The sequence below is a fragment of the Alitabrizicola rongguiensis genome (genome assembly GCF_021491355.1).
GTDB classification, from domain to species: domain Bacteria; phylum Pseudomonadota; class Alphaproteobacteria; order Rhodobacterales; family Rhodobacteraceae; genus Aliitabrizicola; species Aliitabrizicola rongguiensis.
This window is the reverse complement of the sequence record NZ_JAKENF010000001.1, coordinates 777,369-795,134: the sequence shown is the minus strand read 5'-3', so window position 1 is coordinate 795,134 and position 17,766 is coordinate 777,369. Positions and strand designations below refer to the sequence as shown.

Here is a 17,766-nt window from a genome sequence, read left to right as displayed (position 1 = left end):
AGATGAACGACATCATCCTTGAAACGCGTGGCCTGACCAAACGCTACGGCGGTGTGCATGCGCTGGAAGACGCGAACTTCATCCTGCGCAAGGGCGAGCATGTGGCTGTCGTCGGCGACAACGGCGCGGGCAAGTCGACCTTCGTACGCCAGGTGACGGGCGTGGAACAGCGCACCTCGGGCCAGATCTTCTTCGACGGGCAGGAGGTCAGCCATTCCGGCCCGCTCGAGGCCCGCGAGGCCGGAATCGAGACCGTGTTCCAGACGCTCGCGCTTGCCGACGATCTTGACGTGCCGTCGAACCTCTATCTCGGGCGAGAGTTGTTCAAGTTCCGTCTCGGGCCGTTCTCGTGGCTCGACCGCAAGACGATGCGCGAACGCACGCTCGAGGCGCTGAAGACCACGGCGGTGAAGATTCCGAACGTCGACAACCCGATCCGCAACATGTCGGGCGGCCAGCGGCAATGCGTGGCCATCGCACGCGCCGCCGCCTTTGCCTCCAAGCTCATCATCATGGACGAGCCGACGGCGGCGCTTGGCGTGCAGGAGACGGCGCAGGTCGAGAACATCATCCGCGGGCTGAAGGAACGCGGCGTGCCGATGATCCTCATCAGTCACAACCTGCGGCAGGTCTTCGATCTGGTCGACCGGATCGTGGTCTTCCGCCGCGGCCGGATCGTCGCCTCGCTGAACCGCGACGAAACCGACGGCAACGACATCGTCAGCTACATCACCGGCGTGAAGGGCGGCGAAGTCTCCTATGCCTGATCCCCATGTGAACACGGTTGCCGTCATCACCGGCGGCACGCAGGGCCTTGGTCTGGCCATCGCCGAGCGTCTGATTGCCGAAGGCTGCCGCCAGATGGTGATCGCCGGGCGCGGCGTGACCAAGGGCGAGGAGGCGGCGAAGGGCCTGCGCGACCGGACCGGCGCCGATGTGCGCTACCTGCCCGCCGACATGGCCAATCCCGAGGATGCCATCGCGCTCATCGACCGCGCCGCCAGCCGTTTCGGCCGGGTCAACGCGCTGGTCAACGCGGCGGCGGCCACCGATCGCGGCTCGATCCTGACCGCGACTCCCGCCGAATGGGACAACCTGATGAACGTCAACGCCCGGGGGCCGTTCTTCGCCTTGCAACGCTTCGCGCAGCTTGCCGTCGACAAGGGCCACCCGGCCTCGGCCGTCAACATCCTGTCGATGGTCGTCCATGCCGGGCAAAGCTTCCTTGCCCCCTATTCCGCCAGCAAGGCCGCACTTGCCAACGTGACCAAGAACGCCGCCAACGCGCTCCGCCGCAATCGCATCCGCGTCAACGCCGTGAACTGCGGCTGGATGGACACGCCGGGCGAGGACGAGGTGCAGAAGAAATACCATGGCGCCACCGACGGCTGGCTGGCCGAGGCCGAGGCGCGGCAGCCCTTCGGCATGCTGGTCAAGCCCGCCCATGTCGCCGGGCTGGTCAGCTACCTGCTCTCCGACGGCTCAGGCGTCATGACCGGCGCCGTGATCGATTTCGACCAGAACATCGCCGGGGCCTACCCGGAGTAAGACAAGAGGAAAGACATGACCATCAGGTTCGGACTTCTCGGCGCGGGGCGCATCGGCAAGGTCCATGCCAAGGCGATCACCGGTGACGGCAATGCCAAACTCGTCGCGGTAGCCGACGCCTTCCCGCAGGCGGCGCAGGCAATTGCCGACCAGTATGGCTGCGCCATCCGCACCATCGACGAGATCGAGGCGGCCAAGGACATCGACGCGGTGGTGATCTGCACCCCGACCGACACCCATGCCGACCTGATCGAGCGCTTTGCCCGCGCCGGCAAGGCGATCTTCTGCGAAAAGCCGATCGACCTGAGCCTCGCCCGCGTCAAGGCCTGCCTCGACGTGGTGCGCGCCACGAAGGCCACGCTGATGGTCGGCTTCAACCGCCGCTTCGACCCGCATTTCCGCGCCGTCCGCGCCGAGATCGACAAGGGCACGCTTGGTGAGGTCGAGATGGTCGTCATCACCAGCCGCGACCCCGGCGCCCCGCCCGTCGAGTACATCAAGCGTTCGGGCGGCATCTTCCGCGACATGACGATCCACGACTTCGACATGGCCCGCTTCCTTCTGGGAGAAGAGATCACCGAGGTTTCCGCCATGGCCGCCGTTCTGGTGGACCCCGAGATCGGCAAGGCAGGCGACTTCGACTCGGTCCAGGTCATGCTGAAGACCAAGAGCGGCAAGATGGCCGTCATCTCGAACTCGCGCCGCGCGACCTACGGCTACGACCAGCGGATCGAGGTGCATGGCTCCAAGGGCCTCGCCTCGGCCGAGAACCAGCGCCCGGTCTCCATCGAGGTGGCCACAGGCCTCGGCTATACCCGCCCGCCGCTGCACGACTTCTTCATGACCCGCTACACCGATGCCTACGCCGCCGAAATCGCCAGCTTCATCGCGGCCATCGGCGGCAAGGGCAAGGCCACGCCATCGGGCGAGGACGGGCTGATCGCGCTGGCACTCGCCGATGCTGCGGTGAAGTCGGCGGCCGAGAAGCGCACGGTCCCGATGTCGGAAGTGCTGGGCTAATCGGTGACCAGCCAGTAGGAAACCGTCGCGGGGCCGGGATTGCGCACCGCGACGGTAAAGGTCGCGTTCCAGTCGGGAACCCAGCCGCAAAGGCTGGCTGGCCCATCGCCTGGAAGCATGCAGATGACATTGCCATCGCCATCGGTGACCGTGAGTTCCAGCGAGGCATCGCCGCCGGACAGAATGGCGACCTCGGCCAGTTCACCGCTGTAGAATGCCATGGTCCAGCGATCCTCGGCACCCGGAGCGATCCTGGCCCGCGTTCGCGCCGGTCCGCCGACAACCTGACCGGCGCCTTCCGCCTCTGCCGCATCGGCCTGGGCCAGCACGGCCTCGTCCCCGGCCGCCAGCGCCCGGGCGGCGCGCAGCATGGCAGCGGCGTCGAAGGGTTGCGCAGGTGTACCGCTTTTTGCCGCAGCCGGCTCGGACGGGGCGATGGCTTCCGCCTTGCGCTCCTTGTCCCGCATCGGGACAGCCAGCGCGATCCGCGCGGCGGCGATCATCCCCACCGGGTCGCGCTGCGAAAGGCTGGCTGCAAACAGGCCCTGCGCCAGGGCCAGGCGCCCCACCGGTCCCGGAGCCGCGATCTGCGCGGGCGTGCGGTTGACGGGCTTCGGTGCGGGCGCGGCTTCTTCCGCGAGGCCCGCGCCTGCGGCCATCACCAGCGTCAGTGCGGCTGCGATCCAGCGGGTCATGCCTTGTCTCCCCTTAAGTCCTCGCGACATAACCACCCTTGGGGGCCAAGGGAAAGCGTCAGCCCTTCCGCTGGCGGCCGATTTGCGGTTACGTCTCCGCCAGCAGGGAGACGCCATGAAGACCCGTGACATCCTCGACCGTCTTGTCGCCTTCGACACGGTCAGTTCCGAACCTAACCTGCCGCTGATCGAGTGGGTCCAGCACCTGCTGGCAGGCGCCGGCATCGCTGCGAGGGTGATCCCCGATCCGACGGGCAAGAAGGCCAACCTCTACGCCACGATCGGGCCGCAGGACGTGCCGGGGGTAATGCTCTCGGGCCATACCGACGTCGTGCCGGTCACCGGGCAGAACTGGTCGAAACCGCCCTTCGTGCTGACCGAGGCGGACGATCGCTATTACGGGCGCGGCGTGACCGACATGAAAGGTTTCGTCGCCTGTGCCCTGTCGGCAGCGCTTTCTGCCGCCCGGCGGCCGCTCAAGACGCCGCTGCATCTCGCGCTCAGCCATGACGAGGAGGTGGGTTGCCTCGGTGTCGGCTCGCTGATCGACATGCTGGCCCGTGCGCCCTTCACGCCCGCCATGTGCATCGTTGGGGAACCGACGGGCATGCAGGTCGCCACCGGCCACAAGGGCAAGATCGCGCTTCGCGCCACCTGCACCGGGCGCGAGGGGCATTCGGCGCTCGCCCCACTTGCCTTGAACGCTCTCCACCTTGCCGCCGACTTCCTGGACGCGGTGCGCAACCTTCAGGCCGAGGTCGCGGCGACCGGCCTGACGGACGGCGACTACGACGTGCCCTACACGACGCTTCATGTCGGCAAGATGTCGGGCGGCGTGCAGGTCAATATCGTGCCGAACCAGGCCGTGCTCGACTTCGAGATCCGGAACCTTGCCGGTGACGATCCGCTGATCCTGATCGACCGCCTCAAGGCCGAGGCCGAGGCGATCTGCGCCCCCCTGCGCGACCGCTTCCCCGAAGCCGAGATCCGCATCGAACGGCTCTGGGATTACCCCGGCCTCGGCACCCCGACCGATGCCGGCGTCGTGCGTTTCGTGCAGGGTCTGACCGGGGCGAACGGCACCATGAAGGTGGCGTTCGGCACCGAAGGCGGGCTTTTTTCCGAACGCCTCGGCATCCCGACCGTCATTTGCGGGCCGGGCAGCATGGCACAGGGCCACAAACCCGACGAATGGGTCAGCCTCGACCAGATCGCGCGTTGCGAGGCGATGCTGGCCCGGTTGGTGGAGAGACTGGAAGCGGGGCTTTGATCCGATGACGGTCGCGCGGATGCCATACGGGTTCCAGACGGAAGGAAGACGGCCATGGCCGTGACCCTGACCTGCCTTTCCGATCTCGCCGCCATGGGTTTTGACGACATCATCGACGTCCGCGCCCCCGCCGAATATGCCGAGGATCACCTGCCCGGCGCGATCAGCCTGCCGGTTCTGGATGACGAGGAGCGCGCCCGCGTCGGCACCATCTACAAGCAGGACAGCCCCTTCCGCGCCCGCAAGATCGGCGCGGCGCTGGTGGCGAAGAATGCGGCGAAGCATCTCGAGGGGCCGCTTGCCGACAAGCCGGGTGGCTGGCGGCCGTTAGTCTATTGCTGGCGCGGCGGGCAGCGCTCGGGCAGTTTCGCAACGATCCTTTCCCAGATCGGCTGGCGGGTGGAAACCATCGCGGGCGGCTACAAGAGCTGGCGTGGTCTGGTGGTGAAGGCGGTTTATGATGATCCGGTGCCCTCGCCTGTAGTCGTACTCGATGGCAATACCGGCTCGGCCAAGACCGAAGTGCTTAACCTCCTGCCTTCGGTCGGGGTGCAGGTGATCGACCTCGAGGGGCTGGCCAATCACCGGGGCTCCCTCTTCGGATCGCGTCCGGGCGGGCAGCCGTCGCAGAAGGCGTTCGAGGGGCGGCTGGCTCAGGCCCTCGCCGCGCTTGACCCCTCCCGCCCGGTGGTGGTCGAGGCTGAATCGTCCAAGGTCGGCGACTGCCGGATTCCCCCGCGCCTGTGGCGGGCAATGGTAGAGGCTCCGCGCATCGCGATCGACGCACCGCGCGGCCAGCGGGCCGCTTACCTCGCGCGGGCCTATACCGATCTCACGGCGGACAGCGCGCAACTAGCGCTGGTGATCGATCTTCTGCGCCCCATGCACGCGGCGGAGACGATCCATCTCTGGCAGGCACAGGCTGCAGCCGGAGACTTCGAGGCACTGGCGGACGACCTGATGGCCCGCCATTACGACCCACGCTACGCCAAGCAGCGCAGCCTCACTGGGGCACGAGAAGCCGTCGAGGTCGGAGCGCCGTCGCTGGCGCAGGAGGCCCTGCCGGACCTTGCCGCGCGCGTGGCGGCCGAGGTGGCGCGGCTTGGCTGACGGGATGGGGCCTGTCTGCGCCTTCTGGCCCGTACCGGGCCATTCACCCCCGAGGATATTCGCCTAACGGAAGGAGGGCCGGAGGAGTCGTCAGGTAACGGTCAGGAACGGCGCGCCCTCGACGGCCTTACCGATGATCGCGGCCGGGCTGCCCTTTTCGCGCAAAGCGGCAACCAGCCTTGTGGCCTTGTCCTTGTTGACCGCCGCGAGCAAACCACCACAGGTCTGAGGATCGAAAAGCAGCGCGGCCTTTGGGCTTTCGGTGAACAGCATCTGCCCCATGGCCGCTGCACGGTTGGCTGGCGCAATCGTCGATTCCTGACCCGTGGCCGCAAGCGCCTCTGCCCCCGGGAGCAGGGGCACAGCCGCCAGATCCAGTTCCGCCGCGCAGTTCGAGGCTTCCAGCATCTCGAGCAGGTGCCCGGCGAGGCCGAAGCCGGTGACATCGGTCATTGCATGGGCTTCGGGCGCAAGGATCGTCGCGTCGTCGGACAGGGCGCGCGCCATGCTGCGCGAGGCTGACTCCGCGGCCTCGCCCAGAAGCGGGTTGGTCAGTGGCGCCTGCGCCATCAGCGCGGCCATGACCGTGCCGGAGCCGATGGGCTTGGTCAGGATCAGCGCATCGCCCGGTTGGACCCCGCGCTTGGTGATCGCCCGCGCGGCAAGGCCGGTGACGGTGAAACCGATCGTCAGTTCGGCGCCGATCGTCGTATGCCCGCCCACGACGTCGGCCCCGGCAGCCCGAAAGACATCTGCCGCCGCAGCCATGATTTCGCGGAGCGTGTCGGCCTGAATCCGCGCCGACATCCGCGGCAGGATGATCTGGGCCAAGGCCACCTGCGGCTGCGCTCCCATCGCCCAGATATCGCCAAGCGCATGGACGGCCGCCAGGCGGGCCATGAGCGCCGGATCATCGCAGAGGCTGCGCAGGTGGTCGGTGGTCATCACCTGAACACCGTTCTCGTAGCGCAGGATCGCGGCGTCGTCTCCCGGGCCGGACAACACGTCGGGCCGCCTTGGTGCGGGCAGACCGGCCAGCGCTGCGGAAAGATCGCTTGCGCCGACCTTGGCACCGCAGCCTCCGCAGAGGGGCTTCTTGCCCAAGGCTTCCTCCACGCCCTCCGCGCGGGGGTGTGGCAGGGGAGGCAGCGCCATCTTCGGCAGATCGGCAAGCATGGCGATGAAGCGGCGGTCGATACCGTCCTTCCAGCGCCAGAGCCACGCGCCGTCGAGCGGCAGCCCCCACTTGTCGGCGACCGCTGTCTTGCCGCCCGCTGAAATGAGCTTGAGATAATCACTCTGTGGCCGGTAGCGCCGCATTCCGCCGCCGGACAGGGCCGCGCGGAGGTTATGTAGCAGGATCGGCGCCTGACGCACAGCATAGACGCCGGCCTTTGGCCGCGGCGCCCAGACCATCTCGGCGCAATCGCCAGCGGCGAAGACCGAGGCATCGGAGGTGCGGAGCGTGGGGTCAATCCTGACAAAGCCACGGTGCAGGTCCAGACCGGTGTCTTCCAGCCACTTCTGCGGGCGCGCCCCTGCCACGCCAAGCGTGAAGTCCGAAGGCAGGACTCGACCGTCGGACAGGATGACGGAACTGGCGGTGATACCGACCGGTTCGACCCCGGCCAGAAGCGCGATGCCGGCCTCGGCAACATGGCGTAACAGCGCCCGACGCGCACCTGACCCGACCATCCGAAGCGGCTGAGGATCGCGGTCGACAAGGGTGATGTCGGGCGAGCGGCCTTCGCTCTGCAGCCGGTGCGCAGACGCGAGCGCCAGTTCGACACCTGCGACCCCCGCGCCGATGATGACCATGCGCGGCCGTGGCAGGTCGGCCGAGACGAAACGCTGCCAGCGTTCGGAATAGATGTCGAAGGGTTTGGCCGGAATAGCGTGGTCGAGGAAGCCGGGCAGTGCCGGCAAGTCGGTGGTGATGCCGATGTCGATCGAGGCGATATCGTAGCGCAGCGGATCGCGGCCCTCCACCAGCACGAGACGATTGGCGCGGTCGATGCCGGTCGCACGCGACTGGATCAGCCGCGCCCCGGCGTGTCGCGCCAGACGCACGAGGTCGATCATCATCTCGTCGCGCCGGTAATGGCCGGCGACATGGCCGGGCAGCATCCCCGAATAGGGCGCAACCGGATGCGGGTTGATCACCGTCAGCCGCGCTCCGGGCAGCGGGTTCATGCCCCACATGCGCAGGACAAGCGCGTGAGCGTGACCACCGCCGATCAGCACCAGATCGCGGGTCAGGGGCAGTCCATCCATCATTGTGCAAGGCTTCCGGGCGGTGAGACAGGCCGCAGACTAACGATCGGGAGTGGAAATCGCGAGGGGCGTTGCGTCGCAGCGGACCGCTTCCTAGGCTTGCGGGCAAAGGGGGTGGCATGTCTGGCCAGCGGATCGGTCTTCGGCAAAGTCAGCGCCTGCAGCTCAACACCGCGCTGCAGACGTCAATCCGACTTCTGCGGATGGATGCGGGCGGGTTGACCCGTTTTCTTGAAGAGCAAGCCGAAACCAATCCCTACCTGCGAGTCGAGGCGCCCCCTGTCGTGCCAGGCCAATGGCTGCCGCGCTGGAGCCAGGCCTTTTCGGCCGGGTCCGCACCCGAGGCCGCCGCGACGGGTCCCAGCCTCATGTCGCATGTGCTGACGGAAATCGATGCGCTGACCCGGTCGTCTCGCGAGAGGCAGATCGCGCTTGTGCTTGCCGAAGCGCTGGAGCCTTCCGGTTGGCTCGGTGTCCCGTTGGAAGTGCTGGCGCGTCGGGCGGGTTGTGCGACCGGAGATGCGGCGGCGGTGTTGAAGCGACTGCAGCGGATGGAGCCTGCGGGCCTTTTCGCGGAGGATTTGTCCGATTGCCTTCGCATTCAGGCCGAGGAGGCGGGTGTGATGGACCCTGTGATGGAGGTCTGTCTCGACAATCTGCCACTTCTTGCGGAAGGCGCGATCGGTCGTCTGGCCCGACTTGCCGCATGCGAGGAAGCCGATGTGTTGCGCCGCATCCGGGTGATCCGCAGCTTCGATCCCAAACCAGGGGCGCAGTTCGATCCCGGCACCGTGGATGCCCGTGAGCCGGATCTGGTGGTGACGCGCAGCGCAGGGGGTTGGGATGTTCAGCTCAATCGGTCCGCCCTGCCTGCAGTGGCTGTGGTTCGCCCGGGCAGCCGTCCGGCCCAGCCGGAAGAACGCGCGCGGCTGGCGGCAGCGCTGGAGCTGACCCGGATGCTCGAGCGGCGGAACGCCACTCTCTTGCGCATCGCGCGCGAGGTCCTGTCGCGGCAGTCGGCCGCGCTCGAGGCCGGGCTTGGTGCGCTTGGCCCGCTGCGCCAGACGGAGATCGCCGAGGCGCTGGGGTTGAACGACAGTACGGTCAGCCGCGCCGTCGCAGGCGTCGCGGTTGCGACACCGCTTGGGACCTGGCGGATGGTCGACCTTTTCGCCACCCAGCTGGGCGACAGTTCCGGGCCGGCGATCCGGTCGGCGCTGACGCGACTGATTGCAGCCGAGAACCCGCGCCGTCCACTCAGCGACCGGGCGCTGGCCGAGGCGCTGGGGCTGGTTGGTCATCCTGTCGCGCGGCGGACGGTGACGAAGTATCGCGAGATGCTGCGCATCCCGACCGCTGGTCAACGCCGCCGCTAGACAGGGGCCGCGAAGCCGGTCCTGAGACCGCGCCAGCCGAACAGCACCAGGGCGATGCCCCCCGCCGCGGCCACGTAGAACGGCATGGACAGGGCCGTGTCGCGTGGCATCAGGGTTTCGGCAAAGCGGACGATCACGCCGGACAGGGCGAGGCCTACCGGCATCATGCCCCAGGCAAGCAGGCGGTAAAGGCTATTGACCCTGCCCAGAAGCTGGTCGGGGATACTCCGCTGCCGGTAGGAGACCGAGACTGTGTTCCAAAGGATGCCCGTATACTCGAAGAGACCGAGCACCAGCGCCAGTGTCCAGCCACCCGGAGCCAGCGCCATGCCGAGGAAAGCCGGCGCCGAGGCGAACAGAGACCAGCGCGCGACCGCGCCCGGACCGAACCGTCGCACGAACCATTCGGCGGTGAAGCCGGCCAGAACCCCGCCGACCGCGCCCCCGGCCAGGACAAGGCCGTAGCCGCGTGCACCGAGACCGAGGTTTTCCTGGGCATGAAGGAGGAGGGCGACCGTCGTCATCTGGAACAGAAGGTTCCAGACGCCGGTGATGACCGCGAGCAACCGCAGAAGCGGGGCGTCGCGCAAGAAGTGCCAGCCTTCAGACAGCTCCCGCTTCCAGTTGCGCTGGCTTGCGCCCTCAGGCCTGAAGCGACCGACGACGCTGGCCACGAGGACAATCGCCAATCCATAGGCGAGTGCGTTGGCGCCGAAGGGAAGAGGAACGGCAGCCGCAATCAGGAACGCGCCGAGCGCCGGGCCGAGGAGGGAGTTGCCAACCATCTCGACGCTCCACAGCCGGCCGTTTGCGCGTTCCAGATCGCTCCGTCCGACCATCGCCGGCAGCATCGTCTGCGCGGCATTGTCGCGGAAGACCTCGGCGATCCCGACGATGAAGGCGGCGGCCATGATCACGCCAAACAGCACTGGCTCTGATACGCCGCTCCTGGGCGCAAGTGGGAGCGGAACGGTCAGCACCATCGCGACGGCCGCGCCGGCGAAAGCGAGGGCGCGCAGCACGTCCATCCGCAGGATCAGCTGGCGGCGATCCATCCGGTCTGTCACGATCCCGGCCGGAAGGGCGAACAGGAACCACGGAAGCCGGAGCGCGATCGGCACGAGCGAGATCATCAGCGGGTCGCGGGTCAGAAGCGAGGCGGCCCAGCCCCAGGCCACGGTCGCAACACCGTCCGCAAGGTTGGTCAGACCGCTTGCGGCCACGAAGCGCTGGAAGGGAGTAACTTGCAAGCCGCACCGTGGGTCTGAGGTTCGACCCGATTTCGCACCCTGCGGCGGCAAAGGCCAGTCCAGGACGGAAGGCGGCAGGAAAAGTCGCATCCGGCGATGATCATTCCTGCGTCGCGCGCTAGACCCAGTCCGTCTTGAACAGGGCAAGGGCAGGCGGATGACGGTTTTCCTCGGCGTCGACACGGGCGGCACCTATACCGATGCGGTGATTGTGGACGAGGCGGCGACGCGCGTCATCGGTTCGGCCAAGTCACTGACCACCCGCGGCGATCTGGCGCTTGGTGTCGGCCGGGCGGTCGATGCGGCGCTGGCAGAAGCAGGCGTTGCGCCCTCTGACGTGGCACTGGTTTCGCTGTCCACCACGCTTGCCACCAATGCGCTAGTCGAGGGGCAAGGCGGGCGAGTCGCGCTGGTCTTCATCGGGTTTGACGACGGGGACCTGGAACGCGGCGGGCTGGTCGAGGCGCTGAAGGGCGATCCCGTGATCCGTCTTGCCGGAGGCCACGGCCATGCAGGGCAGGAGTTGGCGCCGCTGGACCTCGCAAGCCTTGCAATGGCTGCCGAGGAGCTTGGGCCGCAGGTCATGGGCTTTGCCGTCGCTTCGCGCTTTGCCACCCGCAACCCCGCTCACGAGATCGCAGCGCGCGATGCCATACGGCGCATTACCGGGCGGCCTGTCACGTGTTCGCACGAGCTGTCCGCCAATCTGAACGGTCCGAAGCGGGCGTTGACGGCCGTGTTGAACGCGCGGCTGATCGGCATGATCGACCGGCTGGTCGCGGCCTGCGAGCGGCATCTGGTGGCGGTAGGGATCGACGCCCCGCTTATGGTGGTGCGGGGAGACGGCGCGCTGATCTCGGCAGCGATGGTGCGGGAGCGGCCGATCGAGACGATACTGTCTGGTCCCGCGGCCAGCATCGTCGGGGCGCGCTGGCTGACTGGCGAGGCCGATGCTCTGGTCAGCGACATCGGCGGCACGACCACCGACGTCGCGCTTCTGCGCGATGGCCTGCCCGAGATCGATCCGGCAGGCGCGCGCGTCGGCCCTTATCGCACCATGGTCGAGGCGGTGGCGATGCGCACCACCGGCCTGGGCGGCGACAGCGAAGTGCATGTGGTCACCGAGGGCCTTGCAGGCGGCTTGCGGCTGGGCCCGCGGCGGCTGGTCCCGGTCTCGCTCCTTGCCGTGGATCATGGCACGATGGTGCATGAGACGCTGGACCGCTGGCTGTCCAACGATGCGGTGGGCGAACTCGATGGCCGCTTCGTGATTCCGATGGGCGGCCAGACCGGCGGGCTGAACGCCCGCGAGGCGGCAGTGCTTGCCAGGATCAGCGAACCGATGCCGGCTGTGGCCGCGCTGAGTTCGCGGCTGGAGGTGGCGGCTCTGGAGCGGCTGGTGGCGCGCGGACTGGTGATGCTGTCGGGCGTGACACCGTCGGATGCCAGCCATGTGCTTGGCCGGTTGGCCAGTTGGGATGGCACGGCGGCAGAGAAGGCGGTTCGGCTTCTGGCAAGGCGGCGCAACGGCAAGGGCGAGCGTTTTGCCCCGGACGCCGCCACGCTGGCGCAGGCCATCATCGACCAGCTCACGGCCCAGACCGTTGATTGCCTGCTCGAGGCAGCTTTCGGCGAAGACCCCTCCTTTGCCGGCGAGACACCCGAGGTTCTGGCTCGGCATCGCCTGACTAAGGCCGGTCTCTCTCATCACCGCGGGGTGGTGGAGACGACCCTGCGCCTCGGCGTTCCGGTGATCGGCCTCGGTGCCTCGGCGCCTTCGTATTACGGCGCTGTCGGCGAGCGGCTGAATTGCCGAATGATCCTTCCCGAACATGCGGGGGTGGCCAATGCCATCGGCGCAGTGGTCGGGCAGGTCAGTCAGCGTGCGACGGGCATGGTGACGAGTCCCGGCGAGGGTCGCTTCACCGTGCATCTGCCAGAAGGGCTTGAGAGCTTCACCAGTCGCGATGCGGCGCTCGCGGCGCTGGAGGCGGCCCTGACGGCGGACGCTTCGGAGCGGGCGCGCGCGGCCGGCGCCGAAGACCTGCGCGTGTCCGTTGCCCGCGAGATCCGCGAAGCCGAGGTCGAGGGGCAGAAACTCTTCCTTGAAGCAACGGTCAGTGTCACCGCCAGCGGCCGCCCCCGGGTCGCCCATGGCCCCCGCAGCACTGCCGAATCCGCTTGACGCCCCCGCGTGCCTTGCCTAATCACCCCAGCCAGTGGCTAGGTAGCTCAGCTGGTTAGAGCACGCGACTCATAATCGCGGGGTCGGGGGTTCGAGTCCCCCCCTCGCCACCACTTCGCCACAACACAAAGAAACCCCCAGCCAATGGCGTGGTGGGTCGAACGTTTGGCCACCCGATGCAACAGTGTTATGACATCATGGGCCTATCGGGGTGCAAGCTGACCTTGGAGGTGCGGCTTCATCGATGAATGGCGCCGTCCGCACCGGCCGGCGGCACCGGTCGCCGAGGCAAAGTGATCTCGGATCGTCAATGGCTGGCTGTCAGATATGGGCAGTTCGCCGCACATTTTGGGTGTTCGAGCAAAACTTCCAGGGTTTTCGATTCGCGGAACTCGGCCGGATCCCTGTAGCGGGCCGGCCCATGCGGGGCCGGAGTTAAACAGTGAGGCACAGGAGCGGAATCCGCTGCCCTCTGCCTGTCAGGACCGGGGCGTCATTGCCAGTACTCTAGGGTGTCGACCCTTGCTCCGCGGGGTGGCCCAATTTCACGCCGCCATGTGTGGAATGGCAGCCGCGCCCTAGTGGCCGAACGTCAGGCGGACCGATGCCGCTTCTCAAATCGAGGGAGCATGGCCGAGAAATCCTTTCCGCGTCCGTCCTCGTCTTCGACGAACCGCTTGTACAGTTCGCGGGCGAGCGCGCCCATTGGCGTGTCGGCATCGGCGGCCTCGGCGGCGGCTTGCGACAGTGTCAGATCCTTCAGCATCAGTTCCGAGGCAAAGCCGGGCCTGTAGCCATTGTCGGCCGGCGACTGCGGACCGATGCCCGGGGCAGGGCAATAGGCGTTCATCGTCCAACTGTAGCCGGAAGAGGTCGATACGACGTCGAACATCGATTGTCGCGACAGGCCGAGCTTGTCTGCCAAGGCAAACGCTTCGCAGGTTGCGATCATGGTGACGCCGAGGATCATGTTGTTGCAGATTTTTGCGGCCTGTCCCGCGCCCGGATTGCCGCAATGGACGATGCGTTTGCCCATTGCCTGAAGCACCGGTTCCAGTCTTGCGAAGGTTGCCGGCTCGGCCCCGACCATGAAGGTCAGGGTTCCCGCCGCCGCGCCGCCGATGCCGCCGGAGACCGGGGCATCCGCAGCCAGCAGCCCCGCTGCGCCGGCCCGTTTCGCCACCAGTCGCGCCGTCTCGACCTCGACCGTCGAACAGTCGCAAAGAACCGCGCCCCTGGTCATTGCCGGGATGACCTCGGAGGTCACCGCGTCGACGATGGCTCCATTCGGAAGCATGGTTATCACCACGTCGGCATCGCGCGACGCATCGGCTGCGCTCGCCGCCATGCGAACTCCCTCTGGCCGGACGACGGTGTCAAAGCCAGTGACCTCATGCCCGGCCTTGACCAGGTTGGCGGCCATCGGACCGCCCATGTTGCCAAGACCGATAAATCCGATCTTCATCCGTGATCCTCCCAAACCATTTCATCCCGTCCGAGGGGGGCGAGCATGGCCGCCACTTCCCCGTCGGTCGGCAGGTCGTCAAGCCTGTGTTGCCAGCGAGGGGAATTGTCCTTGTCGTAGATCCGGGCGCGGATTCCTTCGAGGAAATCGCCCTGATCGACCGATCGGAACACGTAGCGGTACTCGCGGCTCAGGGCGGCCTCTAGCCCGTTATCGCGCCGCGCCTCGTCGATCAGCACGAGGGCAGCCGCCATGGCGAGCGGGGCATTGCTTTCCACATTCTTTCGCGCCTTTTGCCCGAAGTCGCTGTCGTCAGCGGCGAGCGCCGCAAGGATCCCGCCAAGGCGATCCGCTGCAAACAGGCGGTCGATTTCATCCCGATGCGCAGATAGGTCAGAGGGGGGATGCGGCTGGCTTGCGGCCAGGATCGCGGCTGCATCTCCATGCTCGATCAGCGATTGCTTCAGTTCAGGCCACATACCTTCGGGTATGAAATGGTCGGCAAATCCGGCAAGTATCGCATCCGGGCCGGTCATCCGCGCGGCGGTCAGAGCGAGGTATTCGCCCAATCGGCCCGGCCCCGATGCCAGCAGCATCGTGCCGCCGATGTCGGGGATCAGTCCGATGGAGGTTTCCGGCATGGCGATGCGGCTGCCGGTTCCCACGATTCGGTGCGACGCGTGGCAGCCGACGCCCACGCCGCCGCCCATGACAAAGCCATTGAGGAAGGTGACGATCGGCTTCGGATAGCGCGCTATCTGGGAATTCATCCGATACTCGTCGTGCCAGAACTGACGGATCACACCGTAGTCCCGCGCGCGGAGCCGCTCGTAGATCGAGGCAATGTCGCCTCCCGCACAGAAAGCCTTTTCTCCGGTTGCATCGATCAGGACCAGAGCCACCGCAGGATCTTCATTCCACCGCGTCAGGGCCGCGGAAATGGCATTCCCCATGTCATGGTTCAGCGCGTTCAGCGCGCCGGGCCGGTTGAGTGTGATCCGGCCAGCCCGCCCTTCGACGCGGATCAGGACATCCGTCATTTCGCCTCCAGCAGATGCCGTGCAACGATGATGCGCATGATTTCGTTCGTTCCTTCGAGGATCTGGTGCACCCGCAAGTCGCGCAGAAGCTTCTCGATTCCGTAATCCTCCAGATAGCCATACCCGCCATGCATCTGGAGGCAGGCATCCACCACCCGGCTGCCAACTTCCGTCACGAATTTCTTTGCCATGGCGCAATGGACGGTCGCATCCGTCATCCGCTGATCAAGTTTCCAGGCCGCGTGCCGAAGCATGACGCGGGCCGCCTGCAACTCGATCTCGCAATCTGCGAGCCGGAACTGAAGTGCCTGGAACTGGTCGAGGCGCTGGCCGAACGCCTTCCGCTCGGCCATGTAGCGGCGCGTGGCATCGAGGGCCGCCTGTGCCGCGCCGAGCGAACAGGCGGCAATGTTCAGCCGGCCCCCATCCAGACCCGCCATTGCATAGGAAAAGCCGCGCCCCTCTTCCCCCAGAAGGTTCGAGGCCGGGACGTTGCACTCGTCCATCTGGACCTGTCGCGTTTCCTGCGCGCGCCATCCCATCTTCTGCTCCAGCCCGCCGAATGACAGGCCGGGCGCGTCCTTGTCGACGATATAGGCCGTGATTCCTTTTGGCCCCGCAGTCCCGGATCGCGCCATGACGATATAGGCATCCGAATAGCCGCCGCCCGAGATGAAGGCCTTGGTGCCGGTCAGCAGCCACCCCTGGTTTCCCTGCCGCACTGCTTTCGTCGCCAGCGCCGCCGCGTCCGAGCCCGCGCCCGGTTCGGTCAGGCAATAGGACAAAACCGTCTTCATGCTGACGGCATCGGCCAGATAGCGCTGCTTCAGGTCGTCGGAACCGTAGCTGTCGATCATGCGTGCCGACATGTTGTGGATCGACAGAAAGGCCGCAACCGAGGGGCAGGCCATGGCCAGCGCCTCGAACACCAGCGCGGACTCGATTCGGCCCAGCCCTGCGCCGCCCCACGATTCGGAAACGCCCAGCCCGCCGAAGCCAAGCTGCCCCGCCTCGACCCAGAGCGAACGGGGAATTGTCCCCTGTCGATCCCAGTCCAGAGCGTGGGGGGCGATGTGCTCCAACCCGAAGTCGCGCGCCATATCGAAGATCGCCTGCTGCTCCTCCGAAAGCGAGAAATCCATGGATCGCCTCCCCTTACTCCCCTCGATCGAGTGCTGAACCAGATTCTCTGGAGTGTCAACTGTATTGTCCGACAAGCCAACAATCCGCTCGTGGAACACTTATTGATTGACAGAGAATTGTCGATGTGTTCGCTTGTCGGACAGACGGTCAGTGCATGTCATCTCTGCCGGACTGTCGGGAGGAGAGCGATCCGGGCAGGTTGCGCCGATGGCAAATGCGCGACCACCTTCAGGGAGGAAAACATGAGAACAGCATTCAGGGCCTTGGCCCTGTCGACTGCGGCTGCGTGCCTGGTGGCTGGGGCTGCACAGGCTCAGGAGCCGTACAAGATATTCCTCAGCATGAGCTACATCGGCAATGACTGGCAGGCCGAAGCGGCCAACATGCTCAAGGCTTTGGCCTCGTCATCGGACTATGCCGACAAGGTTGACCTCAAGGTCCAGGTCGCTGGCCCGAACGCCCAAAAGCAGATCCAGCAGATCAACGCCATGGTCCAGGCCGGCGCCGATGCGATCATCGTCTATCCGATCTCGCCTACCGCCTTGAATGGCGCGGTGAAGAATGCCTGCGAGAAGGGCGTGAAGGTAATCGCCTATGACGGGGTGATCGAAGAGCCCTGCGCCTGGAACGTCCATGTCGATCAGGCCGAATGGGGCCGTCAGACCGCCGAGTGGCTTGCGAAGGAAATTGGCGGCAAGGGCAACATCGTGATGATCACCGGCGTCTCCGGCACGTCGGTCGATACGCTGCGCAACGATGCCGCGCGCGAGGTCTTCTCCAAGTATCCCGACATCAAGGTCGTGGCCGAGGCGAATGGCATGTGGAGCCAGGCCGTAGCCCGCACCGAGATGTCGAAGATCATCGCCACCCATCCCTGGGAGTCGCTTTCCGGTCTGTGGATGCAGGTCGGCTGTTACACGGCAAGCTCGATGCAATCCGAGGCTGGCATCACCGACGACAAGATCCTGCCTTGCGCGGGCGAAGGCTCGAATGGTCACCGGATCCAGATGCTGCCGGCGGGAACCGAAGTGCCAGGTGCAAACGGGACGTATCGGCCGATGGGCATGCGCTCGATCTCGGCGAGTTCACAAGCCTATCCCGGCGCAATGGCGCTGAAGATGATCGTCGATGTGCTGGACGGCAAGGACGTTCCGAAGACCGTCCTGCTTTCGCCGGGCGCGGTCACCAATGACACCGTCAAAGTCTGCACCGAAGGGACCTGGGAAGAGATGAAGGGCGGCTGCAACGTGTTCGAGCCTGCCATCATTCCCAACCCCGGCTGGTTCGCGTCGATCTATTCGGAAGAGCTGCCGCAGGTGGGCCTGAACGCGGCCCTGACCGGTACGCCGGAGAACTGACCGACCTTGCGCCCGGAGCACCGCTCACTGCG

General features: G+C 66.4%; 14 protein-coding genes and 1 tRNA gene. 9 read left to right on the top strand and 6 right to left on the bottom strand.

Going from position 1 to position 17,766, the window contains the following annotated elements; all coding sequences use genetic code 11:
• The first annotated feature begins 2 nt into the window (after positions 1-2).
• The 3 genes from L0V05_RS03900 to iolG are packed head-to-tail and all read left to right on the top strand — an operon-like array spanning position 3 to position 2,568.
• Positions 3-767 carry an ATP-binding cassette domain-containing protein gene (locus tag L0V05_RS03900; protein WP_234868736.1) on the top strand — a complete coding sequence of 255 codons (765 nt, stop codon included), beginning with the start codon at positions 3-5 and terminating at the stop codon, positions 765-767.
• Positions 760-1,548 (top strand): SDR family oxidoreductase, encoded by a 789-nt coding sequence (locus L0V05_RS03895; protein ID WP_234868734.1) that lies wholly within the window; start codon positions 760-762, stop codon positions 1,546-1,548. The genes L0V05_RS03900 and L0V05_RS03895 overlap by 8 nt, the downstream gene beginning before the upstream one ends.
• Before the next feature lie 15 nt (positions 1,549-1,563).
• The gene (iolG, locus tag L0V05_RS03890) at positions 1,564-2,568 is read left to right on the top strand and encodes an inositol 2-dehydrogenase (RefSeq protein WP_234868731.1); all 1,005 of its coding nucleotides are present in this window, start codon (positions 1,564-1,566) and stop codon (positions 2,566-2,568) included.
• On the opposite strand, the gene L0V05_RS03885 is transcribed toward iolG, so the two are convergent.
• Positions 2,565-3,263 carry a hypothetical protein gene (locus L0V05_RS03885; RefSeq protein ID WP_234868728.1) on the bottom strand — a complete coding sequence of 233 codons (699 nt, stop codon included), beginning with the start codon at positions 3,261-3,263 and terminating at the stop codon, positions 2,565-2,567. The genes iolG and L0V05_RS03885 overlap by 4 nt on opposite strands.
• A 115-nt stretch (positions 3,264-3,378) precedes the next feature.
• Between L0V05_RS03885 and argE the strand changes: the two genes are divergently transcribed.
• Both argE and mnmH read left to right on the top strand, forming a co-directional pair.
• Positions 3,379-4,533 carry an acetylornithine deacetylase gene (argE, locus tag L0V05_RS03880; protein ID WP_234868726.1) on the top strand — a complete coding sequence of 385 codons (1,155 nt, stop codon included), beginning with the start codon at positions 3,379-3,381 and terminating at the stop codon, positions 4,531-4,533.
• A gap of 54 nt (positions 4,534-4,587) precedes the next feature.
• On the top strand, positions 4,588-5,643 hold the full coding sequence (gene mnmH / locus L0V05_RS03875) for a tRNA 2-selenouridine(34) synthase MnmH (RefSeq protein ID WP_234868724.1): 1,056 nt from the start codon (positions 4,588-4,590) through the stop codon (positions 5,641-5,643).
• Positions 5,644-5,733: 90 nt separating this feature from the next.
• On the opposite strand, the gene selD is transcribed toward mnmH, so the two are convergent.
• The gene (gene selD / locus L0V05_RS03870; RefSeq protein WP_319937717.1) at positions 5,734-7,917 is read right to left on the bottom strand and encodes a selenide, water dikinase SelD; all 2,184 of its coding nucleotides are present in this window, start codon (positions 7,915-7,917) and stop codon (positions 5,734-5,736) included.
• Positions 7,918-8,036: 119 nt separating this feature from the next.
• Here selD and rpoN point away from each other — a divergent pair, with 119 nt between their 5' ends.
• Positions 8,037-9,293, top strand: coding sequence for an RNA polymerase factor sigma-54 (gene rpoN / locus L0V05_RS03865; RefSeq protein WP_234868720.1), 1,257 nt, complete (start codon positions 8,037-8,039; stop codon positions 9,291-9,293).
• Here rpoN and L0V05_RS03860 read toward each other — a convergent pair.
• A complete protein-coding gene (locus tag L0V05_RS03860; protein WP_234868719.1) occupies positions 9,290-10,543 on the bottom strand; it encodes an MFS transporter in 1,254 nt (417 codons plus the stop codon). The two genes, rpoN and L0V05_RS03860, sit on opposite strands and share 4 nt — an antisense overlap.
• A 157-nt stretch (positions 10,544-10,700) precedes the next feature.
• Between L0V05_RS03860 and L0V05_RS03855 the strand changes: the two genes are divergently transcribed.
• Both L0V05_RS03855 and L0V05_RS03850 read left to right on the top strand, forming a co-directional pair.
• Positions 10,701-12,728, top strand: coding sequence for a hydantoinase/oxoprolinase family protein (locus L0V05_RS03855; RefSeq protein ID WP_234868716.1), 2,028 nt, complete (start codon positions 10,701-10,703; stop codon positions 12,726-12,728).
• Positions 12,729-12,764: 36 nt separating this feature from the next.
• Positions 12,765-12,841 (top strand) — tRNA-Met (locus L0V05_RS03850).
• A 479-nt stretch (positions 12,842-13,320) separates the two neighbouring features.
• Here the strand turns inward: L0V05_RS03850 and mmsB are convergent.
• From mmsB to L0V05_RS03835, 3 genes are read right to left on the bottom strand one after another with little or no spacing between them, the layout of a single operon-like run.
• Positions 13,321-14,193 (bottom strand): 3-hydroxyisobutyrate dehydrogenase, encoded by an 873-nt coding sequence (gene mmsB / locus L0V05_RS03845; protein WP_234868714.1) that lies wholly within the window; start codon positions 14,191-14,193, stop codon positions 13,321-13,323.
• Positions 14,190-15,233 carry a 3-hydroxyisobutyryl-CoA hydrolase gene (locus tag L0V05_RS03840; protein ID WP_234868712.1) on the bottom strand — a complete coding sequence of 348 codons (1,044 nt, stop codon included), beginning with the start codon at positions 15,231-15,233 and terminating at the stop codon, positions 14,190-14,192. The genes mmsB and L0V05_RS03840 overlap by 4 nt, the downstream gene beginning before the upstream one ends.
• Positions 15,230-16,375, bottom strand: a complete 1,146-nt coding sequence (locus L0V05_RS03835) for an acyl-CoA dehydrogenase family protein (RefSeq protein ID WP_234868710.1) — start codon at positions 16,373-16,375, stop codon at positions 15,230-15,232. The genes L0V05_RS03840 and L0V05_RS03835 overlap by 4 nt, the downstream gene beginning before the upstream one ends.
• Before the next feature lie 243 nt (positions 16,376-16,618).
• Between L0V05_RS03835 and L0V05_RS03830 the strand changes: the two genes are divergently transcribed.
• Positions 16,619-17,734: a sugar ABC transporter substrate-binding protein gene (locus tag L0V05_RS03830; protein WP_234868708.1), complete on the top strand. Its 1,116-nt coding sequence runs from the start codon at positions 16,619-16,621 to the stop codon at positions 17,732-17,734.
• Positions 17,735-17,766 lie beyond the last annotated feature (32 nt).